This window comes from Marinobacter koreensis (assembly GCF_023156285.1).
Classification (GTDB): domain Bacteria; phylum Pseudomonadota; class Gammaproteobacteria; order Pseudomonadales; family Oleiphilaceae; genus Marinobacter; species Marinobacter koreensis.
On record NZ_JAKZAJ010000001.1, the window covers coordinates 164524 to 184202 of the forward strand.

Sequence of the window (19679 nt, forward strand, 5' to 3'; positions counted from 1 at the left end):
CCACGATGCAACTCTTGAAAGTATTGGCACGGGTACTCGAGTACCCCACCGAGGAGCTACAGGCCTCCAAGGACGCTCTGGTCGCTGCCGTCCTGGAGGACGGCCGGCTGCCCCGGCAGAACAAGGAACAACTGCTGCGCGGCATCGACATGCTGTGCCGCGGCGAACTTCTGGACCTGCAGGAGAACTACGTGGGCACGTTCGACAAGGGCAGGGCCACGTCCCTGCTGCTGTTCGAACACGTTCATGGCGAATCCCGGGATCGCGGCCAGGCCATGGTGGACCTGATGGAGGAATACCGCGCCAACGGCCTGGAAATCGATGCCCGGGAACTGCCGGACTACCTGCCGCTGTTCCTGGAATACCTCTCCACCCGTCCATGGGACGAGATAAAGAACTGGCTTGAAGACATTCACCACATCCTCGGCCTGCTGGGTGAGCGGTTATATCAGCGCGAGAGCTTCTATCACGTAGTCATGGACTCCCTGCTGGAGCTGTCCGGTCGCCAGGCCAACCGCCAGGAGCTGGCTCAGTTGGTGGCTTCGGAAGAGCGGGACGATACCCCGGAAGCGCTGGACAAAGTCTGGGAAGAGGAGATGGTGAAGTTTGTCGACGATCAGGGCAGTTCCTGCAGCACCGGCGGCGTGGTTGGACAGCGCCGCCGCGAACTGGAACAGACCCAGACCATTCACCTGAGTGATCAACTGATGACGGACGCCACACCCCGTCAGGCCGGTCGCGCCTGACGGCGCAGGAGGAAACAACCATGTCCTATCTCAATACACTGTTATTCGGAATCTATCCGTACATCGCGCTGGTCGTCCTGCTGTTGGGCACCTGGGCACGCTACGACCAGGGCCAGTTCACCTGGCGGGCGCAATCCAGCCAGATGCTGCGCAAGAAAAACATGGTGATCGCCAGTGTGCTGTTCCATGTGGGTATCCTGGTGATCCTGTTCGGTCACCTGGTGGGGCTGCTGACGCCTCACTGGGCCTATGAATGGCTGATTACTGCCGGCCAGAAACAGGTGATGGCCATCGTCGTCGGCGGCATTGCCGGTGTGATGACCCTGATCGGTGGCGGCATGCTCGCGTATCGCCGCCTGACCGACCCCCGGGTGAAGGCCAGCAGTACCTTTGCCGACAACATGATCATTGTGGTGCTGGTGATCCAGGTGGCACTGGGCCTGCTGACCATCCCGCCCACACTCGGCCATCTTGACGGCGGCAACATGCTGCGCCTGGCCAGCTGGGCCCAGGGCATCTTCACCTTCCAGGGCGATGCGGCGGACAACCTCCTGGGCATGGGCTGGATCTACAAAATCCACATCCTGCTCGGGCTGACCATCTTTGTGTTGTTCCCGTTTACCCGGTTGGTGCACATGCTGAGTGTGCCGCTGGAGTACTTCGGTCGCCGCTACCAGGTCGTGCGCAAGCGCGCCTGAGTATGGGAAAACGGGGTCAGAGGCGCGATTCCCCTGACCCCATGATCTGCCCCCAATGTTACCAAGGTGAATACCATGCAACTGATCCCAACCGGCGAAGCCGACAAACCCAGAAACCAGTTTCCACCGGTTTACGTGGGAGACACACTGATACCGGAAGACGACATCGCCAGGGAGATGCAGCATCATCCAGCGGAAGAGCTGGCCGAAGCCTGGCACGCGGCTGCCAAAAGCCTCGCGATCCGGGAATTGCTGCTGCAACAGGCGAGCCGCCTGAACCTCGACAGCCTCGAGGACGAAGAAGACCGCATTGCCAGGGTGCTGGAACTCGAACTTGCCGTACCGGAACTGAGCGAAGACGCCTGTGAACGCTTCTACGCCGCGAATCCGTCACGCTTTCGCAGCCCGACCCTGATGGCCGTCAGCCACATCCTGCTCGCAGCCGCACCGGACGACGTACAGGAGCGGATCCGCCAGGAAGAAGTGGGCCGGCAACTCCTGTCTGCCCTGGTCGACGGCCGTTCCCGGTTCGTCGACCTGGCCAAACAGTACTCCGCCTGCGAATCGCGACATCAGAACGGCAGCCTCGGCCAGATCAGCAAGGGCCAAACCGTGGACGAGTTCGAGCGCCCGGTGCTGGCACTGAACGAAGGCCTGCATCCGGCCCTGATCGAAAGCCGGTACGGCTGGCACATCGTCCGTGTCGACCAGCGCATCGACGGCGAGACGCTGCCCTACGAACACGTCAAACCCCAGATCCGCCAGTACCTGAGCGAGAGCGTCACCCGCCGGGCTTTCCGCCAGTACCTTCAGGTACTCGCGGCGGAAACCGGTGTTGAAGGCGTGGATCTGGAGATTCCGGATTCGCCGTTGATGCAGTAGCGTTCCTGCGCCTTATTCGGGAGGGTGGTGCCTACGTCTTTCCAAAACTGTGCGGAGCCATGGATGGCGGAGCCCAAGCGTCACATGGATGTGCTTGAGCGTGTTTTGGAAAGACGTAGGCACCAGCCTCTGCACCGAACCACGATGCGCCGAAAGGGTTGCAATACCACCCATTGATCCAGATCACTTACCCAGTAATAACCCCCAAACTACCCCCATCGGGGGAGCGCTTTCGCGACCGTTCCCATCTACTATTTAAATCAAGATTTTTGATGAATGTATATGCGGGAGGGAAACTCCATGGTAGCGATGCAAACCGCTGAAACCCGATACAGCAAGCCGGTACTGGTGGCCATCAACAAACCCCTGGCAGAGGAAGACGGCCTGGATGCCTTGCGCAGCCATCCGTTGTTCCGACACCTCCGGTCCCGGGACCTGGAAAGCCTCATTCACCAGTCCCGTCGCCTGCGGCTCGGCCACCACCAGCTGCTGTACTGTCAGGACATGCCGGCGCATCATTTCTTTTTCGTGATTTCCGGTCGCCTGCGTCTTTACCGACTGGATTCCTCCGGCATCGACCGTACCCTGGACAGCATTGCCCCCGGTGACTGCTTCGCCGAGGTCATGATCTACGCCGAACCCGCCCGCTACGCCTGTTACGCCGAAGCGCTCAAGTCCAGTGAAGTATTGATGATCCCGGTCAAGGCCTATCGTGATCTCCTGGACAAGCACCCCGAGTACGCCCAGGCGGCTCTCAGCCACTACGCCATGCGTGCGGTGTCCCGCTTCCACGATCTGGAAATCATGACGGTCCAGAGTGCCCGGGACCGGTTGATTCGTTATCTGATTGATCTGTTGCCAAATGGTGCCGAGCAGGGCGGGGAAGTGGAATTGCCACTGCCTAAATGCCTGGTGGCCTCCCGACTGGCCATGCAACCGGAAACCTTCTCCCGGATTCTGGCGGATCTCAAATCCAACGGGCTGGTGCGGGTCAACCGGAGCAAGTTATTCATTTCCGATCCCCAGCGGCTGATTGCGATCAGCCAGTAATTACCCGGTGGTTATCTCCAGGTTCATTTGGAGGAGGTTGTATGACACCCCGAAAGCAGCGCCCGCTGATCTATTCCTGTTCCGGCTGTTCCGACGTCGCCCAGCTGGCCAATGATGCCGCTGTCCGTCTGGATCATGCCGGGGTATTCGAGATGTCGTGTATTTCCGGTGTCGGTGGGAAAGTCCCGGCACTGGTCAAGACCGCCCGCTCGGGCCGCCCGATTACCGTCATCGATGGCTGCCCCCTGCATTGTGCCCGTGCCTGCCTCGAGAACGTTGGCGTTGTCCCCGATGAGCACGTCCGGCTCTATGAGTCGGGGTTCAAGAAGCACTACGGACAAAGCTATGACGATGATGCCGTCTCAGCCGTGTGTGACGACGTCATTGAGCGCTGGAACCAGTATCTGATCATTGCCTGCCGGGCCTGAGCCTGGCGCCCCTCTTCAAGGAATTGCCCCATGATTACCAGCTACCAAGATCTTATCCAGGCCTCCCGTCAGCAGGAAGAGCCCCAGCGACTCCTGTTCGTCTTTTGCCGCGCCGAGTTGCCAGACGAAGCGTCAGCGGAGGAGAAGGCCGCCTTCGAGCGGGGCGAAGGCGGCGCGCTGACGCCGGTCATCTGCGTTGACAAGGCGCCGGAGGAAGCCCCGGATTTCCGGAGCCTCGTGGAGGAATCGCGGGAAACCGGTCAGGCCTGGGACATGGTATTTGTGGCCGCCATGTCCGGGCGTGGGGGTGTGCCGCCGTCGAGTGACGACGTCCAGCAGCCACTGACCATGATGGTTGAAAGCATCCGGCTGGGCCACGTCGGCAACTACCTGCCACTCAATTCCGAAGGCGCCGCCATCGACCTCGGCTGATACCTCATAACCTACCCCGCATGCCCGCGGGGACTATGTAATAAGAGGTGTTTGATGTTCATCAAATATCGACGAAGCTTGATCCTGTTGTTGATGTCGGGGGTTCTGTGAACACACGTTTTCTTACCGTTTTGGCCATCCTTCTGGTCTTTGTCAGCGCCATTGCCCGGGCGATGCCCGTGGATCAGTACGAGCCGGTCGCCGCGCGCCAGGTGATCCAGAAGGCCCTGCCCTCCGTGACTCGCGTTGAGCCCCGGGAGGACAACCGCGCGATCCAGGAACTCTACGCCGGAGACAAACTCCTGGGCTACGCCTACCAGAGCCTGGACTTTCTCCAGACACCGGCCTATTCCGGCAAACCCCTCAACATCGTGGTGGTGCTTGATACCGAAGGGCGTATCGTCCAGTCCCATGTAATTGAACACCACGAACCCATTCTTCTGGTGGGTATTCCCGAGAGCAAGCTGCACGCGTTTACCGACCAGTACACCGGCCTGAAGGCCGACCAGCGGGTGACTGTGGGCGGAACCTCCTCAGAGCACAAGGTGGCCGTGGACGGCCTCTCCGGGGCCACTGTCACCGTGATGGTGGTTAATGAAATCACCATGAAGTCCGCCCACCGGGTGGCCGCGGAGCTGGGACTGGTGCCTGCCGTGGGCAAAAAAAGCCGCCCGCCGGTGGCACAGGTCCAGACAGACGACTTCCAGGAAAAGAGCTGGCAGGACCTGACGGGGGAAGGGTCGGTCCGGCGGCTCAAGCTGACCCGGGGGCAGGTCGATGATGCCTTCCGAGGCACCGCAGCGGAAGGCGTGGATGCGGCGCCGGCGCGTCGGCGTAAACAACCCCTGATCGATCTCTATACTGCCTATCTGAATGTGCCGACCATTGGCCGTAACCTGCTGGGAGAGAGTCAGTACCAGTGGCTGATGTCGGAGCTGAAAGACGGTGAGCATGCCATCGCGGTGATGGCCAATGGGAAATACTCCTTCAAGGGGTCCGGATATGTGCGGGGCGGCATTTTCGATCGGATTCAGATCCGCCAATTCGGCGATACCTTCAATTTCCGGGACCTGGACTATTACCGGCTCAGCGACGTCTATGCTGCGGGCATGCCGGAGTTCAAAGAACTCGCCATTTTCATCGTGCGCCAGCAATACAACTTCGATCCGGGCACGGAGTGGACCCTCGAACTGACCGTCAAGCGCCAGACCGGCCCGCTGGACAGCGAATTTCAGGTCTTTCCGGTGACCTACCAGCTGCCGGATCAGTACTACACCCGTCCGGAGCCGGTGTTGTCTGCCGAGGATCAGCTGGCGGACCAGCCCATGTGGGTTCAGGTCTGGTATCAGCGCCAGTTCCAGATCGTGGTGCTGGCGGTGGGGATCGGCGTTTTGCTGTTCATCCTGTTCTTCCAGGACTGGCTGGTGAAAAAGCCGAAGATGATGCGCTGGATCCGTCATGCCTTCCTGACTTACACCCTGGTGTTCATTGGCTGGTACGCACTGGGACAGCTCTCCATCGTGAATGTGCTGACGTTCGTAGGCAGCCTGATCCACGGCTTCAGCTGGGATACCTTCCTGATCGACCCGATGCTGTTCATCCTGTGGGCGGTGGTTGCCGGTATCGTCCTGCTCTGGGGGCGCTCCGTCTACTGTGGCTGGCTGTGCCCGTTCGGTGCGTTGCAGGAATTGGTGAATGAGATTGCCCGTAAGCTGAAGGTGCCACAATACACCGTTCCCTTCGCCTGGCATGAACGACTCTGGGCCATCAAGTATCTAATTTTGCTGGTGTTGTTCGGCGTGTCACTGGACTCTATGGCAACCGCCGAGCGACTGGCCGAGGTCGAGCCGTTCAAAACCGCCATCACCCTGCACTTTGTCCGTGACTGGCCCTTTGTGGCATACGCCGTCCTGCTTCTGGTGGTGAACCTGTTTACCCGGAAAGTCTACTGCCGCTACCTCTGTCCCCTGGGGGCTGGCCTGGCACTGCCGTCACGCCTGCGGGTGTTCGACTGGCTGAAGCGGCGCAAGGAGTGCGGCAATCCCTGCCGACTCTGTGATCACGAATGTGAAGTCCAGGCCATTCATCCGGATGGGCACATCAACCACATGGAATGCCATTACTGCCTGGACTGCCAGATGACCTATTTCGACGACCACAAATGCCCGCCGCTGATCGTCAAGCGCCGCGGCAAACGTCGGGGCCACAACGCACCGGGACATCCCGAGGAGATACCGGTCGTCCAGGTGAACTGAGTTGTTCAAAAGAAAAACAGAGAAGTCAAAAACCGCCATTACCAACAACGGAGTTGGAGCTATGAAAAAACGAGATGAACTGACCAAGGATGCGCCGGAAATCGCTGAGGGAGGCCTGAGTCGCCGCCGGTTCATGGGCGCTGCCGCCATGGCCGGTGTTGCCGGCGCTGCCGGGCTGGGAACTGCCGTGATGTCTCGGGAAGCGTTTGCCGCTGCATCGGAGGAAGCCCGCAACAAATTCGCGATCCATCCGGGTGAACTGGACGAGTACTACGGATTCTGGAGTGGTGGCCAGTCTGGCGAGGTGCGCGTATTGGGCGTGCCTTCCATGCGGGAGCTGATGCGGATTCCGGTGTTTAACCTGGATGGTGCTACTGGCTGGGGCCTTACCAACGAAAGCAAGGATGTGCTGGGGCATGATAACAAGGTGCATAACGGCGACAGTCACCACCCCCATATTTCGATGACGGATGGTCGTTACGATGGCAAGTACCTCTTCATCAACGACAAGGCAAACTCCCGCGTAGCGCGTATCCGCCTGGACATCATGAAGTGCGACAAGATCACCACCATCCCGAACGTGCAGGCTATACACGGCTTGCGCTGTCAGAAGGTGCCGCACACCAAATACGTCTTCTGCAATGCCGAGTTCACGATTCCCCATCCCAACGATGGCAGTGATTTCAGCATGGAGGATAGCTATACCATGTTCAACGCTGTCGACGCGGAAACCATGGAAGTGGCCTGGCAGGTCATCGTTGATGGCAATCTGGACAACACCGATGCCGACTTCACTGGCAAATACTTTGCCTCCACCTGCTACAACTCCGAGAAGGCACTGGACCTGGCCGGCACCATGCGCAACGACCGTGACTGGGCGGTGGTGTTCAACGTGCCGCGCATTGAGCAGGCGATCAAGAACGGTAACTTCAAGACCCTCGGCGATTCCAAAGTGCCGGTGGTTGACGGTCGTCACGGCTCCGAGCTGACCCGTTATATTCCGGTGCCGAAGAACCCCCATGGCCTGAACACATCGCCGGACGGCAAGTACTTCATTGCCAACGGCAAGCTGTCACCCACCTGCACGGTGATCGCCATCGACAAGCTGGATGACCTGTTCGCCGGCAAATTGAAGGACGAGCGGGATGTGGTTGTGGCCGAACCGGAGCTGGGCCTTGGTCCCCTGCATACCACCTATGACGGTCGTGGCAACGCCTATACCACGCTGTTTATCGACAGCCAGGTGTGCAAATGGAACGTGGCCGATGCCATCCGCCACTACAACGGTGAGAAGGTGAACTATATCCGCCAGAAGCTGGATGTTCATTACCAACCTGGCCATAACCATGCGTCGCTGACCGAGACCCGGGATGCCGACGGCAAATGGCTGGTGGTGTTGTCCAAGTTTTCGAAAGACCGCTTCTTGCCGGTGGGTCCGCTGCATCCGGAGAACGATCAGCTGATTGATATTTCCGGCGAGGAAATGAAGCTGGTACATGACGGTCCCGCCTTCGCGGAACCCCATGACTGCATCCTGGTGCGCCGTGACCAGATCAAGACCAAGAAGATCTGGGAGCGCAACGATCCTTTCTTTGCCAGTGCCCGTGAGCAGGCGGAGAAGGACGGCGTCACCCTGGAGATGGACAACAAGATCATCCGGGATGGCAACAAGGTGCGGGTCTACATGACGTCGGTCGCTCCCGCGTATGGCACCACGGAGTTCAAGGTGAAGCAGGGTGATGAGGTGACGGTCTATATCACCAACCTGGATATGGTTGAGGATGTCACCCACGGCTTCTGCATGGTGAACCATGGCGTCGCCATGGAGATCAGTCCGCAGCAGACGTCATCCGTGACCTTTGTGGCGGATCAGCCGGGTGTTCACTGGTACTACTGCAACTGGTTCTGTCACGCGCTACATATGGAGATGCGTGGCCGGATGCTGGTAGAGCCGGCCTGATAGGAACCGGGTTTGCCGGCACTTCTGAGGGAGTGCCGGCAAACAGGGCCAGTGAGAAACAAACCACCGGGGGAGATCTTTCCAAAACCCGCTCGAGCACGTCCCTGTGTCGCTTGGGCGCCGCCATCCATGGCGCCGCACAGTTTTGGAAAGATCTCCCCCGCTGGTTTGCCAGACTTCTCAGGTGAAGTCTGATTTTTACGTTCGGGAGTTTTTAATGCGTCAGAAGGTACGGTTCGGCGTGGCCTTGATCATGGCGGTTTTCTCGGTAGGTGCCGTCGCAGGTGCAGATCTGCAGCTGCGCCTTGATGCGCTCGCGCCCGGGGCTGCGTTTGAGCTGCCCCCCGAACAGCTTGCGCCTCTGGTCGTCCGGGTGCCGGGCGTGCGGCTTGCCTGTGCTCCGGAGACGGTCATTGACGCGGGTGGAAAGGGTAATGCGGTGGAGATTGTCGCGCCGGAGGTGACGTTGTCGGGATGCTCCATCCGCCATTGGGGGCGTGACCTGAATGAACTGGATTCCGGCATCTTTGTGGCGCGCGAGGCGAAGGGAGCGGTGATCGAACAGAATCGCCTGGAGGGCTCGGCGTTCGGGATCTGGCTGGATGGCACACCGGATGTGACCGTTCGTGGTAATCGTATTCGGGGGGATGCCAGTCTGCGATCCCAGGATCGGGGCAATGGCATTCATCTCCATAACACGACCGGAGCGCTGATCGTCGGAAACGACATCCGTCAGACCCGAGACGCTATCTACATTGAGACCTCCAACCACAATACGATCCGGGGCAACCGGATGGCGGATCTGCGCTACGGCGTCCACTACATGTACTCCATGGATAACCGGCTGGAAGATAACGTGACCCACGGCACCCGGACCGGTTATGCCCTGATGCAGAGCAAGCGGCTCACGGTACTGAATAACCGCTCCGAGAACGATGAGAACTACGGCATCCTGATGAATTTCATCACCCAGTCCGAGTTCCGGGGCAATGTGGTTACCGGGGTCAGCCAGGGGCAGACCGCCGGCGTGGCGATCGATGGTGCCGAGGGTAAGGCGGTGTTTATCTACAACTCGCTGTACAACACCTTTGAGGGCAACCTGTTTGCCGACAGCAATATTGGCATTCACCTGACCGCCGGGTCGGAAGACAACCGGTTGTTCGGGAATGCGTTCGTCAATAACCGGCGCCAGGTGAAGTATGTGGCCACGCGGGAGCAGGAATGGTCGCTGGACGGACGTGGCAATTACTGGAGCGATTACCTGGGGTGGGACCGGAATCAGGACGGCGTGGGCGATGTGCCCTATGAACCCAATGACAACGTGGACCGCCTGCTCTGGACCTATCCGGAGGCGCGGGTACTCATGTTCAGTCCCGCCGTGGACACCCTGCGGTGGGTACAGAAGGCCTTTCCGGTGGTGAAATCCGCGGGCGTGACCGACTCCCACCCTTTGATGCGCATTCCTTCAGCACTGAAACCGGAGACACCATGAGCTGTTTTCACCTTGAAAATGTGAGTTACCGATATGAGAAACGGCCGGTGTTGCAGGGTATCGATCTGCGTCTGGAGCCGGGCGAAATCCTTGGTCTCTTCGGTCATAACGGTGCCGGAAAGACCACCACGATCAAGCTGATTCTCGGGTTGATGCAGCCGGATGGGGGTACCCTGTCGGTTCTCGGCGGGCAGGCGGGAGATCCACAGATCACCCGTCATCTCGGTTATCTGCCGGAGAACGTGATGTTCTATCCGCAGCTGACCGGCCGGGAAATCCTCAGCCATTTCGCACGCCTGAAGGGAGCGTCCGTCAGGCAGGTGCCCGCACTGCTTGAGCGGGTGGGCCTCGGTGATGCCATGGAAGCCCGCACCAAGACCTATTCCAAAGGCATGCGGCAGCGTCTGGGTCTGGCTCAGGCATTGCTGGGGCAGCCAAAGCTCTTGATACTCGACGAACCGACGGTGGGCCTGGACCCGGTGGCCACCGCCGATCTCTATCGGCTGTTGCGGGATTTGCGGGATATGGGTACGGGGATTGTGCTGTGCTCCCACGTTCTGCCGGGCGTTGAGCCCTACATCGACCGTGCGGCGATTCTCACCGAAGGCGCCCTTCAGGCGGTGGGCGATCTGGCGGCATTGCGGCGTCAGGCCAACATGCCGGTGACGCTGTTTCTGGATCCGGTGCGATCAGTGGCTGCGCTGGAAGCGGTCATTGATCAGGGCGCCCGGGGACGGGGATTGCTGACCCGGGCCGACAACGGGCGGCTGCGGGTGGAGATCAGACCGGGAGAGAAAATGGCGATGCTGGAGGCCGTTGTGGCCTCGGGCGAAGTGGCCGACATCAGTATTCACCAGCCGAGTCTGGAGGACATCTACGTGCACTTTATCGGAACGGGCGGACTGGCGCACCGGGGAGGTTCCCAATGAACCGTGTCTGGACCATTGCCCGCAAGGAGCTCAATGACAGCCTGCGTAACCGGTGGCTGGTGGCCATCGCGCTGGTGTTTGCGACCCTGGCCCTCGGCATCGCCTGGTTCGGAGCCGCGGCGTCCGGCCAGGTCGGTTATGCCTCCACGCCCGCAACGATTGCCAGTCTGGCCAGTCTCGGCATTTTCCTGATTCCGCTGATCGCCCTGTTGCTGGCCTATGACGCCATCGTGGGTGAGGACGAGGGCGGGACGCTGCTGTTGCTGATGACCTATCCCATCAGTCGCAGCCAGCTGCTGCTTGGCAAGTTCCTGGGCCATGGACTGACCCTGGCCCTGGCCACCGTGATCGGTTTTGGCGTGGCTGGTCTGGCGATCGCTGCGCTGGTGGAGGACGTCGCGATCGGCAACCTGGCCATCGCCATGCTTCGTTTCATCGGTTCCACGGTGCTGCTCGGGTGGGGCTTTATCGCACTGGCTTACCTGGTCAGCGTCAGGGTGGGCGAGAAGCCGGTGGCGGCGGGTCTGGCTCTGGCGATCTGGTTTTTCTTTGTGCTGATTTTCGATCTTCTGCTACTGGGCAGTCTCGTGGCCAGCGAGGGCAAGCTGAACGCAGACCTGCTGCCCTGGCTTTTGATGCTCAATCCCACCGACATATACCGTCTGCTCAATATCGTGGCATTCGGCAACGGGCCCCAGCTCACCGGTGTCCTCAGCCTCGGGGCGGATCTGCCGATCGGCATGGCCGGCCTGTGGGCTGCGCTGGTGTTATGGGTGGCGCTGCCCCTGGCGGGTGCCCTGGCGCTGTTCCGGAATCGTCGTATCTGATGGAGAGTGTTATGAGGTTGAACATACCCAGGTTTCACTGGTTTCTGATTATTCTGAGCGCTTTCACGATCAGCGCATGTTCCGGTGGCGAGGAAACTGTCGCTGAAAAGCCGGCGCCGGTCCACATCGAGTCCGGCGACGAATGCCATGTATGTGGGATGATCATCAGTGGTTTCCCTGGCCCCAAAGGCGAATCGATTGCCGGGGACAGTCAGCGGGTCAGGAAGTTCTGTTCCACCCGGGAGCTGTTCGCCTGGAAACTCCAGCCGGAAAACATTCATCAGAACGACACCCTGTACGTCCACGACATGGCACAGACCGATTGGGACAACCCGGCTGACACCGCCCTGGTTGATGCCCGTGACGCCTTTTACGTGGCCGGCTCGGACGCCAAAGGCGCAATGGGGCCGACCCTGGCGTCCTTTGCCCTGGAAGCCGAAGCCCGGAAGTTTGCGAACAGCCATGGAGGCAGGGTACTGAGGTATGGTGAGATCACGCTGGCGGATGTCAGCGGCGGTATGGCGATGGGCGAGATGGGCGACATGGATCATTAACAATCCATGCCGTGAAAAACGGGGTCAGATGAAGGCTTTCATCTGACCCCGTTTTCGTTCGAGGGCTATCAGCCGCCGGTCATGTTCATGAATCGGAGGATCTGCACGTCGCCATCGCTGGAGAAGTGGTGGCGCTCGGGCTTGAGGTCCATGGCGTTGATGATGGTTTGCCGGAGCTTTTCATCATTGACGGGGTTGCCCCTGAGGACCCGGCGCAGGTCCACCGAGTGCTCGTTCCCAAGGCACAGCAGCAACCGGCCTTCCACGGTGACCCTCACCCGGTTGCAGGTCGAGCAGAAATTGTGGGAATGGGGTGAGATGAAGCCGACGCGGATCGGGCTGTCCGGCATGCGGTAATAGCGTGCGGGTCCACCGGAATCCTCGGTCGCCGGTACCAGGTCGTGGCGTTTGCGAATGATGTCCCGGACTTCGTCACTGGTGCAGAGAGCCAGTCCACGGTCGTGTTCGGAGATCTCGCCCAGCGGCATTTCCTCGATAAAGCTGATATCGACCTGCTTGCGCCGGGCAAACTCGATCAGCTCCGGGATTTCCTCATCGTTGCGTCCCTTCATCACCACCGTGTTCAGTTTGATGCCCCGGAATCCCGCTTCGCGGGCGGCATCAATGCCGTCGAGCACCTGGCTCAGTCGGCCGGTCCGGGTGATGGTCCGGAATTTGTCCTCATCCAGGGAATCCAGGCTGATGTTCAGGCGGTGCAGTCCGGCCTTGCGCAATGGTTCGGCCATATGGGACAGCTGGCTGCCGTTGGTGGTCATGGCAAAATCGCGAAGCCCGTAGGTGCCGATTTCACGGACCAGTTCCAGGATATCCTTGCGAACCATGGGTTCGCCGCCGGTCAGGCGGATCTTTTCGGTGCCAAGATCGACAAAATTGCGGGCGACCCGGGCAATTTCCTCCAGCGTCAGAACCTGCTGCCGTGGCAGGAAGGTCATGTCTTCGGCCATGCAATACACACAGCGGAAGTCACAGCGGTCCGTGACGGAAAGACGAACATAATTGACGGTGCGACCAAAACGGTCGGTCAGCTTGCTCTTCGGCATGGATCGGATCCCGGGACTCCGTGGATTGATAATGAGTATAGTCGCAGTATTGCAGATTGGATCAATGAATCCGATACCTCCCGAGGGGTAATCCCGACACCGGAAGGTGTCGGGATAGTCCGCTTTACGCCTCAGAGGCGGCCTCGGCCGGCGTTGCGCCGACGGGAACCCGGTTCGGGAAGAACAGGGCCGAGACCACCTGCCAGCCGACGGCCAGCGCCCCTACAATGAAGACCACGTCTCCAAAGGTGCGGACCCAGCGCAGCGTCTGCAACAGGTCACCCTGAAGGAACGCTTCGCTCCGGGCGTACCAGAGCCCTTCACCTGCGCTGGCGAGGAACTGGATGATGCCGATGGGCAGCAGGCTGGTGAACAGCATCAGCACCAGGCCACCGTTCAGCCACCAGAACCCCGTTTTCATCAGCCGCTCGTTGAACACCAGGTTCGGTCTCAGATACCGGAGGATCAGCAGCGTAAAGCCGAGGGCGAGGAACCCATACACTCCGAACAGTGCCGCGTGGGCGTGGGTCGGCGTGGTGTTCAGCCCCTGGATGTAGTAGAGCGCAATTGGCGGGTTGATCATGAACCCGAAGACACCGGCCCCGAGCATATTCCAGAAGGCCACAGCCACGAAGAACATCAGCGGCCAGCGGACCTTTTCCATCCAGGGTGCGCTGGATTTCAGGCGCCAGTTCTCCCAGGCTTCGTAGCCCAGCACAACCAGCGGTACCACTTCCAGGGCGCTGAAGGTGGCGCCGACGGCCATCACCGGTGTGGTTGTGCCGGCAAAGTAGAGATGGTGGAAGGTGCCGGGAACGCCGCCGAGCATGAACAGGCTGGCGGAGGCCAGGCTGGAGCTGGTGGCAATGGTTCTTGAGACCAGGCCCATGCTGCAGAAGATGAAAGCCAGTGCGGTGGTGGCAAACACCTCAAAGAAGCCCTCGACCCACAGATGGACAATCCACCAGCGCCAGTACTCCATGATGGAAATCGGTGTGCGCTCGCCGTAGAAGAATCCGGCGCCGTAGAACAGTCCGATGGCAACCACGGAGGCGGTCAGCAGGGCCAGCAGGTTCTTGTCGCCAGGCTGCTTCAGAGCAGGAACAATGCCCCTGAGCATGAGTACCAGCCAGAAGGCAATGCCGGTAAATTTGCCGATCTGCCAGAGACGCCCCAGGTCCACGAACTCATAGCCCTGGTGACCGAGCCAGAAGTTCAGCTCCGGTGGCATGATCTGGGCGATGGCGAGGAAATTGCCGATGAACGAACCGGTGACCACCAATACCAGGGCCCAGAACAGGATATCGACGCCAAGCTTCTGGAATTTCGGGTCCTTGCCGCCGTTAATGATGGGGGCGAGGAAAAGACCGGCCGCCAGGAATCCGGTGGCAATCCAGAACAGCGCTGCCTGGATATGCCAGGTCCGTACGAGCGAGTAGGGGAACCATTTCGACAGGTCGAAGCCGTAGAAGCTCTGCCCCTCGACGGTGTAGTGCGCGGTTACGCCACCCATCATTACCTGGAATGCCAGAAGGGCGACCACCAGGAACAGGTATTTGCCCAGGGCTTTCTGGGATGGGGTGAGTTTGACCAGGGACAGGGGGTCGGACGCCGGGGCGGACGGTTCCTCCTCGTCATGTTTGCGCAGGAACGACCAGGCCCAGACCAGTCCGCCGACGCCGGCGATGAGCAGTACGATGCTGACAATGGACCAGACAATGTTCTCCGCGGTGGGTTGGTTGTCGATCAGCGGCTCATGGGGCCAGTTGTTGGTATAGGTTGCGTCGCTGCCCGGGCGATCGGTGGACGCGGCCCAGGCTGTCCAGAAGAAGAACTCGGTCAGCCGCTCCCGGCGCTCCGCATTCGGCAGAGTGTCTTCCTTCATGGCGTAGTGTTCGCGTGTGGTTCTCAGCTCCGGGGCATCGCTGAACAGTCGGCTGTAATAGTCGGCGGTTTCCCGGATGGCGCGAATGCGCCGATCGGACAGGGTCAGTGTTCCGGTTTCCGGATCATAGGTATTGGTCCGGTAGGCGGTTTTCAGCCGGTATTGCAGATCGTTCTGTTCCGGGCCGCTGAGGTTGCTGTATGGCGTGCCATAGGTCTCCAGCGCGGCGATGTTCAACCACGCAAGCAGTTCCCGGTGCAGCCAGTCGGCGGTCCAGTCCGGCGCCTGATAGGCTCCATGGCCCCAGATGGAGCCCAACTGCATGCCGCCCACGGACTGCCAGGCGGTCTGACCGTCGAGGATGCTGTCCTCGGTCATGAGTGTCTGGCCGTTCTCGTTCACGACCTGATCGGGTATCGGTGGTGCGGCGCGGTAAACCTCCGTGCCGAAGTAGCCCAACAGGGCAAAGGTGACAGCCAGTGTGGCGATCAGAATCAGCCACAGTCTTCGGTAATTAGCCATGAGATGCTCCTCCCATACCCCCGTCTACCCGGGTGAACAGAACGTTGTTTTCCAGTTGGATGTGCGCCAGAAGGTCGTCCCTGAAAGTCTTTATTCCCTCGTAGAGCGCCTGCCATGTCTTGCAGGCGTCCTCAGGGATCGAAAGCGTGTCGGTGGTGTCCAGGATGGCCTCCAGGGCCTGGCCGTGGTCATCGTGTTCGTGCCGCATGACGGAGACCGGCCCCGCAGCCATGCCCTGGATTCCCCTGGCAATCATGGGGAACAGGATCTGCTCCTCCTTGGCCATGTGGGACTCCAGTTCAGCCTGCATGTCCTGCAGTTGCCCGGTGAGACCCGAGGGGCAGAGTGGATGACCACCGTGTACCCGCTCCACCCGCTCTGACAGGCGAATCAGTTCGGGGAGCTGGTCGCGGTGCACGTCATGAAAACGTGTGAGGATGTGCTCGATCAGACTCTCTGTCGGCAGATCCTCGGTCGCGGCCCGGGACGATGAATGCAATACCTTGTTCATGGTGTTCTCCTCCTCATAAAGATTCATAAAGAATACATCTTAAATTAAAAAGAAGTAAAGTGAGTAATGCTTTTGGGGTAGGTGTATGTATTTAGATGCGCCGAAGGAGGAGTCTGTTGCAATCATTAGTCTGTGCGCCTAGTATAAGAAATATACAAAATATATCTTAATGAGGTGTCTTATGGAGCGCTTTCTCACGTTGGCTAACTCTTCCCTGGCCCTTTGTGTCGCAGGACTCTGCGCTACAATTCTGATCGCCTATCCACTGGCAGAGGCCTTTTCAATGGCTGTGCAAATCCTGGCTCACATCGGGACCTTGCTGTTTGCCGTTGGCGTCAAGGTGTCGTACGTTGCCAGGCTTGCCTTCCTGAGTCGGCTGGGCAGACCTCTACACTGATTCCGGGTATAATAGATACAGGAAATGGTGCCGGTCGTTACGTTGAAAATTGCGCCTTGCCGGAAAACCGGATGTTGGTTTTCAGCGTAAAAGAGAGTTGGCCGGCGTAGGGGACCGATTTCTGAAAGCTCCTTCCTGGCTGCAAGATTGACCATCGAATACCGGAGTAAAGAATGCATATCACCCGTTATACGGATTACTCACTTCGCGTACTGATCTATCTGGCAGTGCAGGGTGATGAGCTTGCGACCATCCAGGAAATCGCCGACAGCTACGACATTTCCAAGAATCACCTTATGAAAGTCGTGCATCAGCTGAACAAGAAAGGGTACATCGAGACCATTCGAGGCAAGAAGGGCGGCATGCGTCTGCACATGGCGCCCGAAGAGATCAATATTGGTATTCTGGTCCGTGAGACGGAGCAGGACCTGAACATCGTCGAATGCTTCTCTTCGAAGAACGCCTGTCGGATAACCCCCGTGTGTGGCCTTAAATCGATGCTCGGAGAAGCATTGACCGCTTTTCTTGCGGTGCTCGACAAATACACTCTGGCCGATGTTATCCAGGATAGACATCGGCCACAGTTATTGCGCCTGCTTCAGATCGCCTGAGGTGTGTTGGCCCGTTCCAGCCGAAGCCGCATCCGGTCGGGCAGTGAATACTGTCCGATTCGCTTGAGTACCGTGCTGTACTGCCTGAAGAAGGAACCGGTGTTGTAGTGGATTCCATGCTTTCTGCAGACGGCCTGGACGCGCTCTGAAATTTCCGGATACCGGTGTGCCGGCAGGTCCGGGAATACGTGGTGCTCGATCTGGTAGCTCAGATGCCCGCTCAGGATGTGCAGCCAGCGCCCGCCGGTAAAGTTGGACGAACCGGAGAGCTGGCGCAGGTACCAGTGGCCCTTGCTTTCCCCTTCACACTCTTCCTCGGTAAAGGTTTCCGCATCCTGCGTGAAATGCCCGCAGAAAATCACGGTGGATGACCACAGGTTGCGAATCAGGTTGGCGCCAATGTTGCCTGCCAGAACAATCGGGGCAACCGGCAGCGTCAACAGCGGGAAGAAAACATAGTCCTTGAACGCCTGACGGCCGCCTTTTCGCGCGAACTCTTTCAGGAACGGCAGTTTGTCGCGCCAGCGGATTTCACGCCGATGCAGCTTTTCGGTTTCCAGTTCGTGCAGGCCGACGCCCCACTGGAACAGCACCGTCAGCAAAACATAATTGATGAACTGCAAAGCGTGCCAGGGCTTCCATTTTTCGTCATCGCTGAGGCGAAGTACGGCGTAGCCGTAGTCCCGGTCCTTGGCAATAATGTTGGTGTAGGTGTGGTGCTCATAGTTATGCGTGCGGCGCCACGAATCGCCACTGCAGACTGTGTCCCATTCGTAGGTCTGGGAGTGCAGGTTCGGATCGTTCATCCAGTCGTACTGGCCATGCATCACGTTATGGCCGATTTCCATGTTCTCCAGGATTTTCGCCACGCCCAGCGAGGCAGTGGCCGCCACAAAGACCGGCGGAATGAAGCCAAAGGGCATCAGGACCCGGCCGCCGATCTCGAGCGTCCGATGCAGTCGAACCATGCGGCGGATGTATTGCGCGTCGCGCTCGCCGAGGTCTGCCAGTACGTCATCGCGGATCGCATTGAGATCCTGCTCCAGTTCCTGCAGTTGGGTTTCGTTCAGTTTTTTCATGATCAGCTCCTTGCAGCGTCGTTAAACGAAAAGTCTGCGATTACTCAATTCAATCGGGTTAAACGTCGACGGAAACCGGCCCCTGGGGTACCGAGATACACAGCTGGACGTTTTCTTCGCCCGGCCCGGATACCTCGCCGGTCAGTCGGTTGATCACGGTGCCGCTGGTCTTGCGGCAACTGCACTGGTGGCAGATGCCCATGCGGCAGCCGTATTGAGGCGTCAGGCCCGCGGCCTCGGCGATCTCCAGAAGGTTGGCATCGCCCTCGGAACTCACCTGCACATCACTGTTGGTGAAGGTCACGTTGCCACCGGTGTCGCCTTCCAGGCGAGCCGGGGCCGGGGGCGCAAAAAAGGTGCTGTGAATCTGGTCTTCGCGGATGCCGCGCTGCGCCAGCAAGTCGTTGGCCAGGTCCATCAACCCCTTGGGGCCGCACAAAAAGACCTGTCGGGCCTTGAGGCCCGGGACATCGTCAAGATCACTGCCGGTCAGGAACCGGGGATCGGGCGACTCGTTGGTGGCAACAATCTTCAGCGTCAGAGCCGGATAGCGGGCTGCCAGAGCCCGGAGCTTTTCTCCGGCAATCACATCGTTTTCTGTACGCACGAAGTACAGCAAAGTGACCGGTGCGTTGTAGTCCCGGGCCGCCATGGTTTCCAGCTGGCTCAGCACCGGTGTGATGCCGCTGCCACCGGCAATGTAGAGCACCGGCCGGGCGGGATCCGGAATCAGGAAGTCGCCAAAAGCCTCGCCCAGGCCAATGACATCGCCCGGTTCGAGATGGTCGTGCATCCAGTTGGTAACCAGTCCGCCGGGCAGGCGTTTGATGGTCAGGGTGATCTGTCCCTGAGCTTTCCAGAGCCGGGGCGAACTGGACAGGCTGAAAGTACGGGTGCGGCGTACGCCATCCACTTCGGTACAGATGTTCACATGCTGGCCCGCCTGAAATCCCTGCCACCGTCCAGCCGGCTTCAGGACAAAGGTTTTGGTGTCTTCGGTTTCGTGAATCACCTGTTGTACGCGAGCAGGTGTGTACGCCTGTACCCACATCGGGTTGATTTCTGATAACAGTGGGTCCAGCCAGGAGGTTGGATTGCTCTGGTTGGATAGCTGTTTTCCAAGCCAGTGAAGCGCTTTGGTGCGTGTGTTGCTCGATAACATGGTCATGGTCTCCATGGGATCCTTGGTACTCATCGTTCATCGATGTGTACACTTGTTCACTAATGTGTACGACTGTACACACGAGTTGATCCGGCAACAATCCATGTCGATGGGTTGGCGCAAAATGACAAGGTTCAAAGACTTTCTTTTTATGAAATGTGTACACTTGTGAACCTGGTATTCCGATGGCGCATGGCA

Annotated in this window: 18 protein-coding genes; 13 read left to right on the forward strand and 5 right to left on the reverse strand. The window is 59.2% G+C overall.

Features of this window, described 5'->3' with window-relative positions; genetic code table 11:
* Window positions 1-5: 5 nt before the first annotated feature.
* From narJ to MLD04_RS00825, 12 genes are all read left to right on the forward strand, one after another.
* On the forward strand, window positions 6-746 hold the full coding sequence (narJ, locus tag MLD04_RS00770; RefSeq protein ID WP_248153742.1) for a nitrate reductase molybdenum cofactor assembly chaperone: 741 nt from the start codon (window positions 6-8) through the stop codon (window positions 744-746).
* A gap of 20 nt (window positions 747-766) precedes the next feature.
* Window positions 767-1444: a respiratory nitrate reductase subunit gamma gene (gene narI, locus MLD04_RS00775; protein WP_248153745.1), complete on the forward strand. Its 678-nt coding sequence runs from the start codon at window positions 767-769 to the stop codon at window positions 1442-1444.
* Between the two features lie 75 nt (window positions 1445-1519).
* Window positions 1520-2326 (forward strand): peptidylprolyl isomerase, encoded by an 807-nt coding sequence (locus tag MLD04_RS00780; RefSeq protein ID WP_248153747.1) that lies wholly within the window; start codon window positions 1520-1522, stop codon window positions 2324-2326.
* Window positions 2327-2626: 300 nt separating this feature from the next.
* Entirely contained in the window at window positions 2627-3376 is a 750-nt protein-coding gene (locus MLD04_RS00785) for a Crp/Fnr family transcriptional regulator (protein WP_248153751.1), read from the forward strand.
* 41 nt (window positions 3377-3417) lie between these two features.
* Window positions 3418-3804 (forward strand): putative zinc-binding protein, encoded by a 387-nt coding sequence (locus MLD04_RS00790; protein ID WP_248153757.1) that lies wholly within the window; start codon window positions 3418-3420, stop codon window positions 3802-3804.
* Window positions 3805-3834: 30 nt separating this feature from the next.
* Entirely contained in the window at window positions 3835-4236 is a 402-nt protein-coding gene (locus tag MLD04_RS00795; RefSeq protein WP_248153761.1) for a ribonucleotide reductase subunit alpha, read from the forward strand.
* 173 nt (window positions 4237-4409) lie between these two features.
* Complete coding sequence (gene nosR / locus MLD04_RS00800; protein WP_248155353.1) at window positions 4410-6491, forward strand: transcriptional regulator NosR; 2082 nt, start codon at window positions 4410-4412, stop codon at window positions 6489-6491.
* 61 nt (window positions 6492-6552) lie between these two features.
* Complete coding sequence (gene nosZ, locus MLD04_RS00805) at window positions 6553-8451, forward strand: TAT-dependent nitrous-oxide reductase (RefSeq protein WP_248153765.1); 1899 nt, start codon at window positions 6553-6555, stop codon at window positions 8449-8451.
* Between the two features lie 217 nt (window positions 8452-8668).
* The gene (locus tag MLD04_RS00810) at window positions 8669-9943 is read left to right on the forward strand and encodes a nitrous oxide reductase family maturation protein NosD (RefSeq protein WP_248153768.1); all 1275 of its coding nucleotides are present in this window, start codon (window positions 8669-8671) and stop codon (window positions 9941-9943) included.
* Window positions 9940-10872, forward strand: a complete 933-nt coding sequence (locus MLD04_RS00815) for an ABC transporter ATP-binding protein (RefSeq protein WP_248153772.1) — start codon at window positions 9940-9942, stop codon at window positions 10870-10872. Before MLD04_RS00810 ends, MLD04_RS00815 begins: the two co-directional genes overlap by 4 nt.
* Window positions 10869-11699 carry an ABC transporter permease gene (locus MLD04_RS00820; RefSeq protein ID WP_248153776.1) on the forward strand — a complete coding sequence of 277 codons (831 nt, stop codon included), beginning with the start codon at window positions 10869-10871 and terminating at the stop codon, window positions 11697-11699. Before MLD04_RS00815 ends, MLD04_RS00820 begins: the two co-directional genes overlap by 4 nt.
* Window positions 11700-11710: 11 nt before the next feature.
* A complete protein-coding gene (locus tag MLD04_RS00825) occupies window positions 11711-12253 on the forward strand; it encodes a nitrous oxide reductase accessory protein NosL (protein ID WP_248153781.1) in 543 nt (180 codons plus the stop codon).
* 68 nt (window positions 12254-12321) lie between these two features.
* Here the strand turns inward: MLD04_RS00825 and moaA are convergent, their stop codons facing one another.
* The 3 genes from moaA to MLD04_RS00840 all read right to left on the reverse strand — a co-directional run bounded on the left by moaA (window position 12322) and on the right by MLD04_RS00840 (window position 16232).
* Window positions 12322-13314: a GTP 3',8-cyclase MoaA gene (gene moaA / locus MLD04_RS00830; RefSeq protein ID WP_248153785.1), complete on the reverse strand. Its 993-nt coding sequence runs from the start codon at window positions 13312-13314 to the stop codon at window positions 12322-12324.
* 124 nt (window positions 13315-13438) lie between these two features.
* Complete coding sequence (locus MLD04_RS00835) at window positions 13439-15721, reverse strand: nitric-oxide reductase large subunit (RefSeq protein WP_248153788.1); 2283 nt, start codon at window positions 15719-15721, stop codon at window positions 13439-13441.
* Entirely contained in the window at window positions 15714-16232 is a 519-nt protein-coding gene (locus MLD04_RS00840) for a hemerythrin domain-containing protein (protein ID WP_379883271.1), read from the reverse strand. The genes MLD04_RS00835 and MLD04_RS00840 overlap by 8 nt, the downstream gene beginning before the upstream one ends.
* A gap of 570 nt (window positions 16233-16802) precedes the next feature.
* On the opposite strand from MLD04_RS00840, the gene MLD04_RS00845 reads away from it, so the two are divergent.
* Window positions 16803-17240, forward strand: a complete 438-nt coding sequence (locus tag MLD04_RS00845; protein ID WP_248153791.1) for an RrF2 family transcriptional regulator — start codon at window positions 16803-16805, stop codon at window positions 17238-17240.
* Here the strand turns inward: MLD04_RS00845 and MLD04_RS00850 are convergent.
* A complete protein-coding gene (locus MLD04_RS00850) occupies window positions 17228-18319 on the reverse strand; it encodes a fatty acid desaturase family protein (protein WP_248153795.1) in 1092 nt (363 codons plus the stop codon). The genes MLD04_RS00845 and MLD04_RS00850 overlap by 13 nt on opposite strands.
* Window positions 18320-18377: 58 nt before the next feature.
* On the reverse strand, window positions 18378-19481 hold the full coding sequence (locus tag MLD04_RS00855; protein ID WP_248155355.1) for a ferredoxin reductase: 1104 nt from the start codon (window positions 19479-19481) through the stop codon (window positions 18378-18380).
* Between the last annotated feature and the right edge of the window lie 198 nt (window positions 19482-19679).